Raw genomic sequence first — 15,272 nt, 5'->3', positions numbered from 1 at the left:
TTGTTTACAATATAAACTAGTTTATCTTCGGTTCGCCTAACTCCAAAAAAATGTTCAGGATCAACCTTTATCTATCCCTTTTACTTTTTTCACCTGCGATATTGCTGGCACAGCACAAAATCAGCGGGAAAGTAACAGACAACAGGAAACGTCCGTTGTCCGGTGTCAACGTGTACATCAAAGGCGCTTATGACGGCGCCACCAGTAAAGCCGACGGCAGCTTTTCCTTTACTACCGCCGAAGCGGGCGAACGTATCCTGGCTGCCACGCTGAGCGGCTATCAGCCAATGGAAATTAAAATCACGACAGAGAACGGCGAGCAGCTGTCTATCGTGCTGAAGAGCGCCGCCAATGCGTTGCGCGTGGTGACTATTTCTGCCGGCAGCTTTGAAGCCAGCGACGACAAAAAAGGCACCGTGCTGAAACCGCTCGATATTGTGACCACCGCCGGCGCCGGCGCAGATATTGTGAACGCTATCAAGACGTTGCCCGGCGCGCAACAGACCAACGACCGCGAAGGCCTGTTCGTGCGCGGCGGCACGGGATACGAAACGCAGACGTTAATAGACGGTATGCTGGTACGCAACCCCTTTTCTTCCTCGCTGCCGGATATGCCCGGCCGGGGCCGTTTTTCGCCATTCCTCTTTAAAGGCACCACCTTCAGCAGCGGCGGATATTCCGCGCAATATGGCCAGGCGTTGTCTTCCGCACTGGTACTGGAATCTACCGACCTGCCGCAGCGATCTTCTTCCAGTGTAGGCCTGTCGGTCATCGGCGCCAGCGCAGGCGTGGAAAACCTCTCCAGGGATAAAAAATCTTCCTGGGGCGTAGAAGGCGATTACACCAATCTCGCACCTTATTTTCAGGTGGTGAAACCCAAACAAACGCCTGAGCTGGGGCCTGAAATCATTGGCACTTCCCTGAATTTCAGAAGAAAAACTTCGGCTACCGGTCTGCTGAAGTTCTACGGCTACGGCAACTGGAGCAAGATAGGCTTTAGTTCTCCCAGCATTGAATACCCCGGAGACAGGGAGTCCTATCAGGTCCGTAACGGTAACATCTATACGAACATGACATGGCGCGAAAGCCTTGGCAAAGACTGGCGGATATATGTGGGCGTCTCTTTCAGCAACAACCGGGACAACATTGTAACAGACACGCTGGGTAAAGGCCAGACACCGGCAGATATCCGGCTCCGCTCCTCACTCAGCCAGTCCCGCGTGATGCTGACCCGCAACATCGGCCAGTTCTCCGCTGTCCGTTTCGGCGGAGAATACCAGTATGCCACTGAACTGTTCACTGTGAACCAGCGGCCTTTCAACTACGCTGACAACTATACGGCGGCCTTTGCGGAAGGGGACATTTATTTCACGCCCAGCTTCGTAGGCCGCGTAGGCGGCAGAGCGGAATATTCTTCTGTGCTGGCCAGGATGAACGTAGCGCCCCGTGTATCGCTGGCTTATAAAGTGGACAACTACAGCCAGTTCTCCGTGGCCTACGGTGATTATTACCAGAAACCGGAGCCGCAGTATATCCGTTTCGACCACGGCCTTGGCTATATGAAAGCTACCCATTACATCGCCAGCTATCAACGGGTGGCCTCCGATTATACTTTCCGTACAGAGGTGTTTTACAAGCAGTATGCAGATCTCGTGAAAACGGCGCCCTATTATAGCAATAACGGCAAAGGCTATGCGAAAGGCATAGAGTTGTTCTGGCGCGACCGGAAGAGCATTAAAAACGTAGATTACTGGATCTCCTATTCCTGGCTGGATACCAAACGCGACTACCTGAACTATCCCAGAGAAGTGCAGCCCGATTTTGCCGCCACGCATACGGCCAGCCTGGTATACAAGCATTTTTTCCCGAAGCTGAGCACCAATCTCGGGCTGACGTATACTTTCGCCACCGGCCGCCCGTATTACAATCCGAACCTGCCGGCGGATAAATTCATGTCGGAGAGAACCATGGACTATCACGCGCTTGGTGTAAGCGCCAGCTATCTGACGACCATCCGCAAAGCTTTCACCATTTTTGTCCTGAGTGTGAGCAATGCACCGGGCAATAAACAGGTATTCGGTTACCGTTATTCCTCCGATGGATTGCGCCGCGGAGAAATCACGCCCAGCGTGCCACGGTTTATTTTCCTGGGAATGTTCATGAACTTCGGTATTGACAGAAGACAGGACGTTATTAATAACTTATAATTCACACACATATGAAACGTTTACTCCTTTCCCTTTTTATGATTGGCGGACTGGCAACGGTCGCTGCAGCGCAATCCGCGCAATATCAGGACGCTATGTCCAAACAGGTAGCTGATCTGGACAGCAGCGGCACATTTGCGCCCGACGCGCTGGTAGCTAAAACCAATACTTTTGAACGTATTGCCGAAGCGGAAAAAACGCAGTGGCTGCCGTATTACTATGCTGCCTATTGCCAGGTAATGTCCTGCTTTGTGGGTCAGGATAAAGGCAAGATTGATGAACTGGCAGACAAAGCTGCCGCCAATCTGGACAAAGCAGAAACTTTAAATCCGAAGAACTCCGAGGTGGCGTGTATCCGTTCCCTGGTGGCTTCAGCGCGACTGATGGTGGACCCTGCCAGCAGAGGAATGAAGTATGGTATGGAAGCCGGTCAACAGATCGAGCTGGCAAAATCCTACAACGCAGAAAACCCGCGCGTATACCTGTTGCTGGGCCAGTCGCTCCTGTTTACCCCGGAACAATTCGGCGGCAGTAAATCAAAGGCGAAAACAATGCTGGAAACAGCCTTGCAGAAATATGCCGCCTTTAAACCCGAAAGCGCTATTGCTCCTCACTGGGGAGAGCCTTATGCAAAAGAACTGCTGACAAAAGCGCAGTAATTTGGCTATTTGGTTATTTTGAAATTTTATTATTGATTTACGGATTTTGGGATTTTGGAATTTTTTGGAAGACCTGTGCGAACAAAAACATCACCCAAATCTCAACAAAAAACATCAACATCAACATCAAAAAGTCCCAAAATCCCAAAATCCGTAAATCAAATAATCAAATGCTTAAATAATAAAATATATAAATAGTATGGACTTTAAAGATCTGGACCCTGTTTTACATTCACAGTTGCGCCTTGCGATCATGAATGTGTTGTTGAGTGAAAAGGAGGCGGAGTTTACGCTGCTGAAGGAGAGAACGAATGCGACAGCGGGTAATCTGAGTGTACAGATCAATAAGTTGCGGGAGGCTGCTTACATAGAAGTGGTGAAGCAGTTCAGGGACAATTATCCGCAGACGCTGTGTAAGATCACGCCTGCGGGCAAAAAAGCTTTTGAAGATTATGTGCATGCCATTCAGGCTTACCTGAAAGTGGGCAAATCGAAGTAACCGGCGGTACTATTCGGAGGCCAGTTCTGTTTTCTTCAGCGGGTTGCGGGTGTTTTCCGCGTAACGTTCCCGTTGTTCGATGATATCGAGGCAGGTGAAAATGGCCTGTCTGAAAGAGTTGGGATCAGCCAGGTTTTTACCGGCGATATCGAAGGCGGTGCCATGGTCCGGGGAAGTACGGACAATATTGAGGCCTGCCGTATAGTTGATGCCTTCGCCGCTGGCGAGGGATTTAAAGGGTATCAGGCCCTGGTCGTGGTACATGGCCAGTACGCCGTCAAACTGTGTGAACATTTCCCGTGCAAAGAACGCGTCCGCACTGTACGGGCCGAAGCAAAGGATGCCATTGCCTTTGGCGTGCCGGATGGCCGGTGCGATCTGTTCAATTTCTTCTCTGCCGATCAGTCCCTCGTCGCCTGCATGGGGGTTGAGGCCCAATACCGCGATGCGTGGTTTATCGATGCCAAAATCCTTTATCAGGCTTTCTCTCATCAGCTGCAGCTTGGCGAGGATATTTTCTTTTGTTACAAATTTGGAGACTTCCGCAATGGGCACATGCTCGGTGAGGAGGCCAACGCGCATATTGTCGGCGGTCATAAACATCAGTACGTCTTTGGCATTGAAGGCCGCCTTCAGGTAGGGCGTATGACCGGTATAATTGAATTGCTGGCTTTGTATGTTGTTTTTATGGATGGGGGCAGTGACCAGGCCCTGCACATGACCGTCTTTCAGGCATTGGATGGCTACTTCCAGGGCACGGGCGGCGTATTTGCCACCAGCCTCATTGAGTACGCCCGGTGTGATCTGCACCTCTTCTTCCCAGCAGTTGTATACATTCACCTGTTTGTGGTTCAACCGGGTGAAATCCTTTATAGACTGGTAGTTGAAGTTATTTTCATTCATCAGCTTCCGGTAGAAGTTGATGGTTTTATTAGATGCGAAGATCACCGGCGTGCAAAACTCCATCATCCTGTTGTCCAGAAAGGTTTTGATGATGATTTCTGCGCCAATGCTGTTGATATCACCGATGGTGATGCCGATAACCGGTTTGTTGGTCTGTGTATTGCTCATACTGATATTGCCTCCAATGAAAGGCAAATATAGCCAGTTTGCGGGAGAAATATTACGCCTTTGGCAGAAACAGGCTTATCTTTGCAGCCACGCATGTATACATTAAAAAAATCACTGGGCCAGCATTTCCTCACAGATGAGAACATGTGCAGGAAGATTGTGGAGTCCTTACCTGTAATAGAAGGCCAGCAAGTGCTGGAAGTGGGTCCTGGCGGCGGGGCCATCACCAAATACCTGTTGCAGCTGCCGGGCATTGATTTCAAGGCGGTGGAGCTGGACAAGGAGAAGGTGGAATACCTGGAGAAAACGTATCCTGCCATTCAGGGCAAGCTGATAAACGAAAGTATTCTCGATACCGCCCTGCCTTTTGAAGGCCAGTTCCGGATCATCGGTAATTTCCCGTACAACATTTCTACACAGATCATGTTCCGGCTGCTGGAGTGGCGGGCGCATGTGGACGTGGCTGTAGGTATGTTCCAGAAAGAGGTGGCTGTGCGGATAGCTTCCGCCCATAAAAGCAAGGAGTATGGCATCCTGAGCGTGCTGTTGCAGGCCTTTTATAAGGTAGAGTATCTTTTTGAGGTGCATGAGAACTGTTTTAATCCGCCGCCGAAGGTGAAATCGGCCGTGATCCGGCTCACCCGGCTGGAGCAGCCGGCGGACATTGCTTCCGAACGGAAGTTCACCGTGCTGGTGAAAACAGCGTTCAACCAGCGCCGGAAACAACTCCGTAATCCGCTGAAGCCCTTGTTCGACAAGGAAACTTTGCAGGACCCGATTTTCACGAAGAGGGCTGAAGAATTGACTGTTGCTGAATTTGCAGCATTATCCCATAAGATGATATGAGCAGAAAAGTATTAATTACCGCTAAGGTACATCCATATTTAACGGACCAGTTGAACAACAAAGGCTTTGAGGTAGTATATGATCCTTCCATTACTTACGACGGGGTGCATAGTGCTATTGCCGATTGTGTGGGACTGATTGTCACCACCCGCATCCGGGTAGATAAAAATATCATCGACAATGCCCGGCAGCTTCAATGGATAGGCCGGCTGGGTTCCGGGATGGAACTGATAGATGTGCCTTATGCTGAAAGCAAGGGCATTCATTGCGTCAGCAGCCCTGAAGGTAATATGGACGCAGTAGGTGAACAGGCGGTGGGCATGTTGCTTTGCCTGGTCAACAATATCCTGCGCAGCAACCTGGAGCTGAGACAGGGTGTCTGGGAGCGTGACGGCAACCGGGGCTATGAGCTCAATGGCAGAACGGTAGGCATTATCGGTTACGGTCATACCGGCAGCAGCTTTGCCCGTAAACTCAAGGGCTTTGATGTGAATATACTGGCGTATGACAAGTACAAGAAAGGCTTCGGTACGGCTGATGTAAAAGAGGCCAGCCTGACCGATATCTTCACCAATGCCGATGTGGTGAGCCTGCATCTGCCGCTGACGGAAGAGACGCTGCATATTGCCAATATGGCTTTCTTCCAGTCATTTAATAAACCTGTCTGGTTTATGAATACTGCCAGGGGCAAGCTGGTGAACAATGCCGATATCATTGCGGCTTTGCAGCAGGGCATCATTGGCGGCGCCTGTCTTGATGTGTTGGAAAATGAAAAACTGGGCACCTATACACCGGTGGAGAAAGAGCAGCTGAACTGGTTGCTGAATGCCCCGAATGTAGTGGTGACACCACATATAGCCGGTTATTCCCACGAGGCGAGCATTAAGATGGCGCGCATCGTGCTGGAGAAGCTGAATATCCTGTAGGGTCCTTGTCCCCGGACCTTGTATCCTGAATTAAATTGTTGATTTTCAATTGATTTAATTCGGGAGGGTGTTTTTTTTTCTTTACCCGGAATTTATTATATTTGCAATAACACCCGTAAACAACGCTTCTGTGCAAATGGAGGCGTTGATTTTTTTTTCTTATAACCATAAAAAAACAAGCAGGTTATGTCTGGCATAAACTACGTTACGAAAGAAACCCTGGATCAAATGATGAACGAGCTCACCCTTCTTAAAACGAAAGGTCGTGCTGAGATTGCCCGTGCTATTTCTGAGGCACGTGAGAAAGGGGACTTGAAGGAAAATGCCGAATATGATGCCGCCAAAGAAGCACAGGGAATACACGAGGCTAAAATCGCGACGCTGGAAGCAGCGATTGCCACTTCCCGTATTGTCAGCGCAGATGCCATCGATACATCCAAAGTATCTATTTTATGTAAGGTGACCATTACCAATATGGCCAACAAGAAAACCGTGACTTACCAACTCGTTTCTGAAACGGAAGCGGACCTGAAGGCGGGCAAGATCTCCGTGACCTCCCCGATCGGGAAGGGCTTGCTGGGTAAGCAGGTAGGTGACGTGGCGGACGTGCAGGCGCCCAATGGTGTGATCAGGTTTAAGATCGACAGTATATCAGTATGATCCCCCGGATGATGCTGTTCTACCATATGGAAGGGGTTGCAGCGATGCAGCCCCTTTTTCATTTTGTTATTTGGATATTTTGTTATTTAGTGATTGGGGTATCTGGTTTGCAGATTTTTAATGTTGGTATTTCGTTATTTTGGTAAATGAAATCCGCCCTGGGGGCAATCAGTAAATAACAAAATAACTAAATAACAAAATAGACAAATATGACAATCTTCAGTAAAATCATCAAAGGAGAGATACCCAGTTACAAAATTGCGGAAAACGAGCATTTCTATGCCTTTTTGGACATTTTCCCGTTGATGAAAGGGCATACGCTGGTGATTCCCAAAGTGGAAACAGACAAATTTTTTGACGTCTCGGATGATTTATTGAGGGAGTGGTTGGTATTTGCCAAGCCTATTGCCAGGGCTATTGAGCAGGTGGTACCGTGCAACCGGGTGGGGGTGAGTGTGGTGGGGCTGGAAGTGCCTCATGCGCACATGCACCTTATCCCGATTAATTCCGTGCAGGACATGGATTTTTCGCGCGGCAAGCTGAAACTGTCAGAGGAAGAATTTAAAGCAATCCAGGAACAGATAGTAGCGCAGCTGTAGTATTATGACTTCACAGGGATATTGAACCGGAAGCCGACACCGTGCAGTGTTTCCAGTTTCACATGTGGATCAGACTTGAAGTGTTTTCTGAGTTTGGTCACAAAAACATCCATGCTCCGGCCCAGGAAGTAGTCGTCTTTGCCCCATACATGAGAAAGGATATCTTCCCTTTTCAGTGTTTTGTTGGGGTTTTCGCACAGGTATCTGAGCAGTTCGGCTTCTTTCTGGGTAAGGGAAATGGAGATTTCTCCGGTTTCATTGTAGAGGCGGAGGTCTTCATAGTCAAACATCAGTTTGCCGATAGCGAAAGTGGTGCTTCTTTTGGCGATCTGGCTTCTGGTCCTTTTCAGGAACACTTCTATACGCAGGATCAGTTCCTGCATGCTGAAAGGCTTGCTGATATAGTCATCAGCTCCGGTCCGGAGGCCGGCGATACGGTCTTCTTTTTCGTTTTTGGAGGTCAGGAAGAGAATAGGAATGTGGTCATTAACCGTGCGGATCTGTTGCGCCAGCGTGAGGCCGTCTTTTTTGGGCATTACCACGTCGAGCAAACAAATATCGAAAGTGCGTAACTGGAACTGTTCCCACGCGGCCTGGCCGTCTATACTGTGCACAACATCGTAGCCCGCTTCTTCCAACCGCTTCTTTGTAACTGCACCAATATATTCATCATCTTCCACCAATAGGATTCTTGCTTTCATATTTGCCTGATGCTGATTAATAAAAAGCTTGTTGCGCAATTCATGCTTAACAAATGATGGTCATTTTTCATAGTGATGCTAATTTTCCGGCCTTGCCGGGTTAGCCATTGATTCAGGATGAACAATTTCAAACAAAGTAACTACATTTTACGAATTTATGAAATAACCTTTTAGCTACCTGGAAATCCGTTCGGGGTGTTTTTGCAAAAACTGTTCCCATCCTTTCGCCTTGCTTACGGCGGCCAGTGGACTGCTTTCCTGGTAGAAATGGCAGACTGCCACGGCCAGGGCGTCCGTTGCATCGAAGTAATCGGGCCGTTCACCGATACTGAGAATACGTTGCAGCATCAGCCACACCTGCTCCTTGTCGGCGTTGCCATTACCGGTAACCGACTGCTTTACTTTTTTGGGTGAATACTCCGCTACGGGTAAACCGGCATGCATGGCGGTGGCGATAGCCACACCCTGTGCTCTGCCGAGCTTCAGCATACTCTGTACGTTCTTCCCGAAGAAGGGTGCTTCAATGGCGAAACAAGTTGGTTTAAACTCCTGAATCAATTCATGTACGCGGGTGTGAATCAGTTGTAAGCGTTCGTAATGGTCCTTGGTCCGGGATAACTTCAGGACATCCATCTCCATCAGACTGGCTTTCTTTCCTTCCACGTGGATAAGTCCATACCCCATAACCAGGGTGCCGGGGTCAATGCCTAGAATTATTTTTGCCTTGTTTGCCAACCACAGTATATTTTTGCAAAAATCTTGATATCTGAACAAAAGTACCAAAATAATTCTCAATTACTTATTAGGAGCAGTGCTTTTTACATGGCTGGCATACTCCATTTACAGCCAGTTGACCCATCGCGAAAACCTGGAACAGTCGCTCGCGCACATGAACAGGACCCTGCAGGAGAAAGGCTGGGTGGGGTTAGTGCTGGTTTTGGTACTGATGTTTTTTAACTGGGGACTGGAAGCCAAAAAGTGGCAGAAGCTGGTCCGCCCGCTGGAGCCCATCTCCTTTAGAAGGGCTTTCAGCGCCATTCTTTCCGGTGTGTCCTTTTCCATTAACACCCCTAATCGTATAGGCGAATACGGTGGCCGGGTGCTGTACCTGAAGAACCACAACAAGCTCAAAGCAATTGCCGCCACTATTGTAGGAAGCTTCAGCCAGCTGATCGTGACTGTTATTTTTGGGTTAATAGGCATGCTCTATTATCTCAATAACTTTAGGCTGGTAAAGGAAAACAGCTATTTTCCCCCGAACTTTTGGGAGAAAATTGTGTTTGGTATCCTCCTGGTAATTTGTGTGCTGACGATATTGTTATATTTTCGGCTACAGATTATTCTGGCTGTATTTGAGAAAGTCAGGTTCCTGCGAAAAGCAAAGGTTTTTGTACAGATCATCGTGCGCTATTCTGCCGGTGATTTACGTTACCTGTTGCTGCTTTCAGCCCTGCGGTACGTGGTCTTCTCGGCACAGTATTTGATTTTGTTGGACGCGCTGGGACTGGAGTTTTTGTGGTGGCAGGCTTTCCTGCTGAATAGCGTCATCTACCTTGTCATGGCCATGGTGCCGACCATCGCCATCGCAGAACTTGGAATCCGCGGAAAAGTCAGCATCTATTTCCTCGGACTGCTCAGTACCAATACAGCCGTTATCATAGCAGCCACGGGGGGTATCTGGTTAATCAACCTTTGTCTGCCGGCAGTGATTGGAAGTGTGCTGCTCCTCGGTGTAAAAATTTTTAAGGACAAATAGCTTCCAGCAATGAGGTATCTTCTGCTTATCTTCTTATGCTTTGCCTGTGTAACCCCCGCTCATGCGCAAAATGACTTCTGTTCTATCCGTAATTCCAGCTTCAACGTCGGAGAAAGTATCACCCTCAAAGTGATGTATAACCTCGGTAAAATGTATGTGGGGGCCGGAGAGGCCGTTTTTACCGTAGCCCTCGAACGTTTCGCCAACCGCGACGTGTACCACATCACCGGCGATGGCCGCACCTTCCGCGCTTACGACTGGATCTTTAAAGTGCGCGACAAATACGAAACCTGGCTGGACACCGCTACCATGCAGCCACTGAAGTTTCTTCGCAATGTAAATGAAGGCGGCTATAAAATCTATAACAACGTGGTGTTTAACCAGGCGGCCCATCAGGCGGTCAGTACCAACGGCACCTTCACTGTGCCCCCCTGCGTACAGGACGTGATCAGCTCCATCTACTACGCCCGCAATATCGACTTCTCCCGGTACCAGGAGGGAGACAAAATTCCCTTCGCCATGTTCCTGGACGACCAGGTGTATAATATCTATATCCGGTACCTCGGCAAGGAAGAAGTCAACACCCGCTTCGGTAAATTCAGGGCCATTAAGTTCAAACCACTGCTGATCAAAGGCACCATCTTTGAAGGAGGAGAGAAGATGACCGTCTGGGTAAGCGACGACGCCAATAAGGTGCCACTGCGGGTGGAAAGCCCCATCTCCGTAGGCAACATTATTGTAGACATGGTGAACTACAGCAACCTCCGGCACCCCTTCACCTCGTTGATAAAACAACGATAGAATATTTACCGCCCTGAAAATGAATAGATTTAACAATTCTTTGGGGTGCACCCGTCTAAATTTTACCGACCTTACGTGCCGTAGAAAAACTTTATATTTGTTATAATCAACCCTTTATGATTATGGAAGAACGTAAACCGAAAATATTACTGGCGGAAGATGATACCAACCTGGGCATGGTACTTAAAAACTACCTCGAACTGAATGACTACGATGTGGAATTATGCCGCGACGGCATCCTGGCACTGGCTGCCTTCCGCCGCGAGAAATTCGATATCTGCCTGCTGGACATTATGATGCCCAATATGGACGGATTTAAACTGGCGGAAGAAATCCGGGACGTAGACCCCGATATTCCCCTGTTTTTCCTCTCTGCCAAAACCATGAAGGAAGATATCATCCAGGGGTATAAACTGGGCGCCGACGACTACATCTCCAAACCGTTCGACAGCGAACTGCTGCTGCTCAAGATCAAAGCCATCCTGAAACGCAACCAGGAACTGAACAGCAAGGAAGAGGAACAACACGAGTTCCAGATCGGCTCCTACGCTTTCAACTCCCGCCTGCGTACCCTTGCGCACAACGGCGACAGCCACACGCTCTCCCCTAAAGAGAACGAACTGCTGCACATGCTCTGCGAACACAAAAACGACCTCCTGCCAAGGGAACTGGCCCTGAAAAAGATATGGGGCAGCGATACCTACTTCAACGGCCGCAGTATGGACGTATATATCGCCAAACTCCGCAAATACCTGAAAGATGATCCGAACATCGAGATCGTGAACATCCATGGTAACGGCTTCCGGCTGGTAGTGAAAGAAACACCGTGATAGCCACGATTTTTGCTGGTTTTTCTGATCCCTGAAGATCGTCGCAATTGATAAGAATTTGATTAACAGGAAGGGCCCCCATTGAATCTTTCAATGGGGGCCCTTCCTGTTATAATGCTGTTCGCTATTATCTTCGGGGATCAGAAAAATCAGCTATCACTGTTAAAATAGTAGGTTGGAACCTCCACGGAACGGCGTTTTCCCCAGGTGCACATAGGCTTTTTCCGTTACCTCGCGGCCGCGGGGCGTGCGTTTGATAAAACCTTCCTGGATCAGGAACGGCTCATACACCTCTTCCAGGGTACCGGCTTCTTCCCCCACTGCGGTGGCAATGGTGGTGATGCCTACCGGTCCGCCTTTAAAGTTTTCGATGATCACCTGCAGAATGCGGTTGTCCATCTCATCGAGGCCGTATTCATCCACGTTGAGGGCCTTGAGGCTCAGCTGCGCTATCTCGAGGTCGATGACACCGTTGCCGATCACCATGGCAAAGTCGCGCACCCGGCGCAACAGGCCGTTGGCAATACGCGGGGTGCCCCGGGAACGGCGGGCAATCTCTGCGGCCGCGTCTGAAGTGATCTTGGTGCCCAGCAGCCCGGCCGCACGCCAGATGATTTTCTGCAGTGTGGCGGCATTGTAGTATTCCATCCTCGACTTGATGCCGAAACGGGACAACAGGGGAGCGGTCAGCAGCCCCGAACGGGTAGTGGCCCCGATCAGCGTGAAAGGATGCAGGTTGATCTGTATGGAGCGGGCATTGGGCCCGCTGTCAATCATTATATCTATACGGTAATCTTCCATGGCGGAATACAGGTATTCCTCCACCACGGTGCTCAGGCGGTGTATCTCGTCGATGAACAGCACGTCCTTGTCTTCCAGGTTGGTCAGTAGCCCCGCCAGATCGCCGGGCTTCTCGATCACAGGTCCGGAAGTCTCCCGGATATTTACCCCCAGCTCATTGGCCACAATGCGTGACAGCGTGGTTTTGCCCAGGCCCGGAGGACCGTGGAACAATACGTGGTCCAGCGCTTCCCCCCGCATCTTGGCGGCTTTGATAAATATCTTCAGGTTTTCGATGATCTGCTCCTGTCCCGAAAAATCCATGATTTCCCGGGGCCGGATACTGTTCTCAAACTCTTTCTCAGCGGCGCTGAGCTTAGTTTCTTCTGGTCTTAAATGCGGATTGGACATAATACTGACCAAAAATACCAAATTATATTCAGCCGGTGGCCGGATATTCATGCGTGTGTATACTAGCCTGCAAAGATGTTAATCTATTCCGCAGGAAAAAATGGCGGCATTGCAGTCAATTAACACAGATGATGTTATCTTACAGGCCTGACGGCAACGACCGCCGTCGGGTCCAAACAACAACCAGAACGAAATACAACCCATCAAACCGCTCATGAAAAGACTGATTTTATCACTTGCTGCGGGGTGCATGCTCACCACCGGTTACAGTCAACAGATACCACAGAAAGAAGTCGCCCGTATCATTAACACGCTGGCTGCTGACGATATGCAGGGCCGGCAGTCCGGTACGCCCGGTTCCGACAAGGCCGCTGCCTTTATCAGCGACGAATTTAAAAAGGCCGGCCTCCTGCCGCTGCCCGGAGAGAAAAACTACCTGCAACGTTTTAACTACTACGGGCTGCATACCACCGCCACCAGCATCACTGTCAATGGCGCCGCCAAAGACTGGCCCGTAGTGGCAGTCGGCGCATCAAGGCATGTACAGCTGCACAGGGACACTGCCAGCTGTACAGAACTGCATGTGGCCAATGCGGATGAATTGCGCGCTGCGCTGGGAAAACGTAAATCGATGACCCGGAACATCGTGGTGTGGATGGCGCCGGCGTTGAGCGGCTATATCGCCAACCTCGAAGGCTCCATCTCCAACCGCATGTACGCCAGAGAATCCGAAGTGCCTACGGATACAGCCCAATGGCAAATGATACTGGTGCTGGAAAAAGAACCGGTGACAGCACAGGACACATGGTCGGTAGACCAGACCCGCAGCGTGCGGACGCAGGAGTTCACCAACGTGGCCGGTATGATCAAAGGCACTGCCAAACCGGAGGAATATGTGATCTATTCCGGTCACTACGATCACCTGGGTATTTTACCTGCCGAAGCCGGCGACAGCATTGCCAATGGCGCTGATGACGATGCATCCGGTACGACTGCTGTCATTATGCTGGCGAATTATTTTAAGAAGAAACGTCCTGCCCGTTCCCTGATTTTTGTGGCCTTCACCGCGGAAGAGATGGGTGGCTACGGCTCCTCTTATTTCTCCGGACAGATGGACCCCGCCAAAGTGGTAGCGATGTTCAACATTGAAATGATCGGTAAGGAATCCAAATTTGGTAAGAACAGCGCGTTTATCACAGGCTTCGAAAGATCTGACTTCGGTACTATTCTGCAGAAGAACCTGGAGGGATCCGCTTTCCGTTTTCACCCCGATCCTTACCCTGAGCAAAACCTGTTCTATCGCTCCGATAACGCCAACCTGGCCAAGGTAGGCGTGCCGGCGCATACGATCTCTACCACGCAAATTGATAAAGACAAGTTTTATCATACCGTGAAAGATGAAGTGTCTACACTGGATATAAAGAACATTACAGACATCATCAAAGCGATCGCTGTTAGTTCCGGCAGTATCGTGAATGGAACGTCAACGCCTACACGTATAACGCCTGTGTCTCAATAGGGGCGGACATCATATATTCATCCGGTTGAGTGAGCTCAACCGGATTTTTTATTTTTAATTAATACAGTATCAGTTCTTTTTTCGAATTTCTTGTTTATTTTTATAGCCGATATTTCCCCGAGTAGTCATTTAAAACCATATCAATATGAAAACCGGAATCCTACAATTCTGCGGTGCCCTTGGCATCGCGACCATGATGCTCGCATCGTGTTCCAAAGATATGTCGGGACCTGATCAGCAAACCCCCGCTGGTGTGAAGGACTCGACAGCTATCAACTACGAAATCGCTGCGGTAAATCCAACGTACACTTTATCACCTGATGCTGCGGGCCGTCTGTCTGCCATTACCGGCGACGCCTCCATGGCCAGGAGCTCCGGTGGTTTTGATATTACGTGGGACACCGCCACTGCCCGCTTACGGGAGATCCGCTTCGATGCAAAACGCGGTAAAGATGAACTGGAATTCAGATTGAGAACAGACCGGCAGATCGATCTGAAACAGATCCCTGCACAGCTGGGCGCCATCAAAATTCCGCTGGGTACCTATCAGCAGGTGAAAGTGTATGCCAGGGTAGAAGGTGACAAAAAAGATCCTGCTGTAAGATTAATAGGATTCCTGACCTGGGATGGTAAAAAAATCCCGATGGAGATCCTGTTGTCCGGCGTGATCGAGTTGCAGGCACACGGAAAAGATGTGGTTGTTACCGACAAAAACATCGACTGGAAAGGCTCTCTCAAGATTTCTATGGACCTGATCCTGACCAAGCTGCAGGTGGGCGACTTTACAGGTTCCTTTGCCAACGGCAAACTTAAAATCAGTGTAGACATCAACGGAAACCTGCATAACAAGGTGGTTGACGCGCTGGAAAACAGCATGAGCGTTGAACACACTCACGATTGAGTCTCGCGAAGACGGCTAAGTGAGCAAAGAGCGCAAAGTTTATATAAGTGAGCAAAGAAAAAGGAACGAAGATTACAATCTGATCTTCGTTCCTTGCTTAACTATT

At 49.5% G+C, this 15,272-nt stretch carries 16 protein-coding genes; 12 read left to right on the top strand and 4 right to left on the bottom strand.

The genetic code is table 11. The features are described 5' to 3' along the window. Positions 1–50 precede the first annotated feature (50 nt). From HF324_RS31455 to HF324_RS31445, 3 genes are all read left to right on the top strand, one after another. Positions 51–2,207, top strand: a complete 2,157-nt coding sequence (locus tag HF324_RS31455; RefSeq protein ID WP_168807577.1) for a TonB-dependent receptor — start codon at positions 51–53, stop codon at positions 2,205–2,207. An 11-nt stretch (positions 2,208–2,218) separates the two neighbouring features. Next, entirely contained in the window at positions 2,219–2,866 is a 648-nt protein-coding gene (locus HF324_RS31450) for a hypothetical protein (RefSeq protein ID WP_168807574.1), read from the top strand. A gap of 199 nt (positions 2,867–3,065) precedes the next feature. Next, positions 3,066–3,365, top strand: a complete 300-nt coding sequence (locus HF324_RS31445; protein WP_168807572.1) for a winged helix-turn-helix domain-containing protein — start codon at positions 3,066–3,068, stop codon at positions 3,363–3,365. A 9-nt stretch (positions 3,366–3,374) separates the two neighbouring features. Here the strand turns inward: HF324_RS31445 and pdxA are convergent, their stop codons facing one another. Beyond that, on the bottom strand, positions 3,375–4,463 hold the full coding sequence (pdxA, locus tag HF324_RS31440) for a 4-hydroxythreonine-4-phosphate dehydrogenase PdxA (RefSeq protein WP_246269335.1): 1,089 nt from the start codon (positions 4,461–4,463) through the stop codon (positions 3,375–3,377). Positions 4,464–4,529: 66 nt separating this feature from the next. Between pdxA and rsmA the strand changes: the two genes are divergently transcribed. The 4 genes from rsmA (at position 4,530) to HF324_RS31420 (ending at position 7,467) form a co-directional block, all read left to right on the top strand. Beyond that, positions 4,530–5,282 (top strand): 16S rRNA (adenine(1518)-N(6)/adenine(1519)-N(6))-dimethyltransferase RsmA, encoded by a 753-nt coding sequence (gene rsmA / locus HF324_RS31435; protein WP_168807571.1) that lies wholly within the window; start codon positions 4,530–4,532, stop codon positions 5,280–5,282. After that, a complete protein-coding gene (locus HF324_RS31430; RefSeq protein ID WP_168861604.1) occupies positions 5,279–6,208 on the top strand; it encodes an NAD(P)-dependent oxidoreductase in 930 nt (309 codons plus the stop codon). The genes rsmA and HF324_RS31430 overlap by 4 nt, the downstream gene beginning before the upstream one ends. Before the next feature lie 186 nt (positions 6,209–6,394). Next, the gene (gene greA, locus HF324_RS31425; protein WP_168807566.1) at positions 6,395–6,868 is read left to right on the top strand and encodes a transcription elongation factor GreA; all 474 of its coding nucleotides are present in this window, start codon (positions 6,395–6,397) and stop codon (positions 6,866–6,868) included. Between the two features lie 209 nt (positions 6,869–7,077). Then, positions 7,078–7,467 (top strand): HIT family protein, encoded by a 390-nt coding sequence (locus HF324_RS31420; protein ID WP_168807565.1) that lies wholly within the window; start codon positions 7,078–7,080, stop codon positions 7,465–7,467. 2 nt (positions 7,468–7,469) lie between these two features. Here the strand turns inward: HF324_RS31420 and HF324_RS31415 are convergent, their stop codons facing one another. Together HF324_RS31415 and ruvC are read right to left on the bottom strand one after the other, a co-directional pair. Then, positions 7,470–8,168 carry a response regulator transcription factor gene (locus HF324_RS31415; RefSeq protein ID WP_078670371.1) on the bottom strand — a complete coding sequence of 233 codons (699 nt, stop codon included), beginning with the start codon at positions 8,166–8,168 and terminating at the stop codon, positions 7,470–7,472. 174 nt (positions 8,169–8,342) lie between these two features. Beyond that, positions 8,343–8,903, bottom strand: a complete 561-nt coding sequence (gene ruvC, locus HF324_RS31410) for a crossover junction endodeoxyribonuclease RuvC (protein WP_168807563.1) — start codon at positions 8,901–8,903, stop codon at positions 8,343–8,345. 76 nt (positions 8,904–8,979) lie between these two features. Here ruvC and HF324_RS31405 point away from each other — a divergent pair, with 76 nt between their 5' ends. The 3 genes from HF324_RS31405 to HF324_RS31395 all read left to right on the top strand — a co-directional run bounded on the left by HF324_RS31405 (position 8,980) and on the right by HF324_RS31395 (position 11,555). Next, on the top strand, positions 8,980–9,924 hold the full coding sequence (locus HF324_RS31405; protein ID WP_168807561.1) for a lysylphosphatidylglycerol synthase domain-containing protein: 945 nt from the start codon (positions 8,980–8,982) through the stop codon (positions 9,922–9,924). Positions 9,925–9,933: 9 nt separating this feature from the next. Further along, positions 9,934–10,725 (top strand): DUF3108 domain-containing protein, encoded by a 792-nt coding sequence (locus HF324_RS31400; protein ID WP_168807559.1) that lies wholly within the window; start codon positions 9,934–9,936, stop codon positions 10,723–10,725. 122 nt (positions 10,726–10,847) lie between these two features. Beyond that, complete coding sequence (locus HF324_RS31395) at positions 10,848–11,555, top strand: response regulator transcription factor (protein WP_168807557.1); 708 nt, start codon at positions 10,848–10,850, stop codon at positions 11,553–11,555. A 162-nt stretch (positions 11,556–11,717) separates the two neighbouring features. Here HF324_RS31395 and ruvB read toward each other — a convergent pair whose 3' ends face one another. Next, positions 11,718–12,758: a Holliday junction branch migration DNA helicase RuvB gene (gene ruvB, locus HF324_RS31390; protein ID WP_281354954.1), complete on the bottom strand. Its 1,041-nt coding sequence runs from the start codon at positions 12,756–12,758 to the stop codon at positions 11,718–11,720. 202 nt (positions 12,759–12,960) lie between these two features. Between ruvB and HF324_RS31385 the strand changes: the two genes are divergently transcribed. Continuing rightward, on the top strand, positions 12,961–14,265 hold the full coding sequence (locus HF324_RS31385) for a M28 family peptidase (protein ID WP_168807555.1): 1,305 nt from the start codon (positions 12,961–12,963) through the stop codon (positions 14,263–14,265). Positions 14,266–14,410: 145 nt separating this feature from the next. After that, positions 14,411–15,166: a hypothetical protein gene (locus tag HF324_RS31380; protein ID WP_168807553.1), complete on the top strand. Its 756-nt coding sequence runs from the start codon at positions 14,411–14,413 to the stop codon at positions 15,164–15,166. Positions 15,167–15,272 lie beyond the last annotated feature (106 nt).

It is taken from the genome of Chitinophaga oryzae, assembly GCF_012516375.2.
In the GTDB taxonomy this organism is placed as follows: domain Bacteria; phylum Bacteroidota; class Bacteroidia; order Chitinophagales; family Chitinophagaceae; genus Chitinophaga; species Chitinophaga oryzae.
The sequence above is the reverse complement of the archived record's forward strand: the minus strand, read 5'-3'. Positions and strand labels throughout refer to the sequence as shown.

Coding starts and splice junctions, on each gene's coding strand:
- HF324_RS31455 (WP_168807577.1), top strand. CDS start 51: ATGTTCAGGATCAACCTTTATCTATCCCTTTTACTTTTTTCACCTGCG.
- HF324_RS31450 (WP_168807574.1), top strand. CDS start 2,219: ATGAAACGTTTACTCCTTTCCCTTTTTATGATTGGCGGACTGGCAACG.
- greA (WP_168807566.1), top strand. CDS start 6,395: ATGTCTGGCATAAACTACGTTACGAAAGAAACCCTGGATCAAATGATG.
- rsmA (WP_168807571.1), top strand. CDS start 4,530: ATGTATACATTAAAAAAATCACTGGGCCAGCATTTCCTCACAGATGAG.
- HF324_RS31420 (WP_168807565.1), top strand. CDS start 7,078: ATGACAATCTTCAGTAAAATCATCAAAGGAGAGATACCCAGTTACAAA.
- HF324_RS31380 (WP_168807553.1), top strand. CDS start 14,411: ATGAAAACCGGAATCCTACAATTCTGCGGTGCCCTTGGCATCGCGACC.
- HF324_RS31400 (WP_168807559.1), top strand. CDS start 9,934: ATGAGGTATCTTCTGCTTATCTTCTTATGCTTTGCCTGTGTAACCCCC.
- HF324_RS31445 (WP_168807572.1), top strand. CDS start 3,066: ATGGACTTTAAAGATCTGGACCCTGTTTTACATTCACAGTTGCGCCTT.
- HF324_RS31415 (WP_078670371.1), bottom strand. CDS start 8,168: ATGAAAGCAAGAATCCTATTGGTGGAAGATGATGAATATATTGGTGCA.
- HF324_RS31395 (WP_168807557.1), top strand. CDS start 10,848: ATGGAAGAACGTAAACCGAAAATATTACTGGCGGAAGATGATACCAAC.
- HF324_RS31430 (WP_168861604.1), top strand. CDS start 5,279: ATGAGCAGAAAAGTATTAATTACCGCTAAGGTACATCCATATTTAACG.
- HF324_RS31385 (WP_168807555.1), top strand. CDS start 12,961: ATGAAAAGACTGATTTTATCACTTGCTGCGGGGTGCATGCTCACCACC.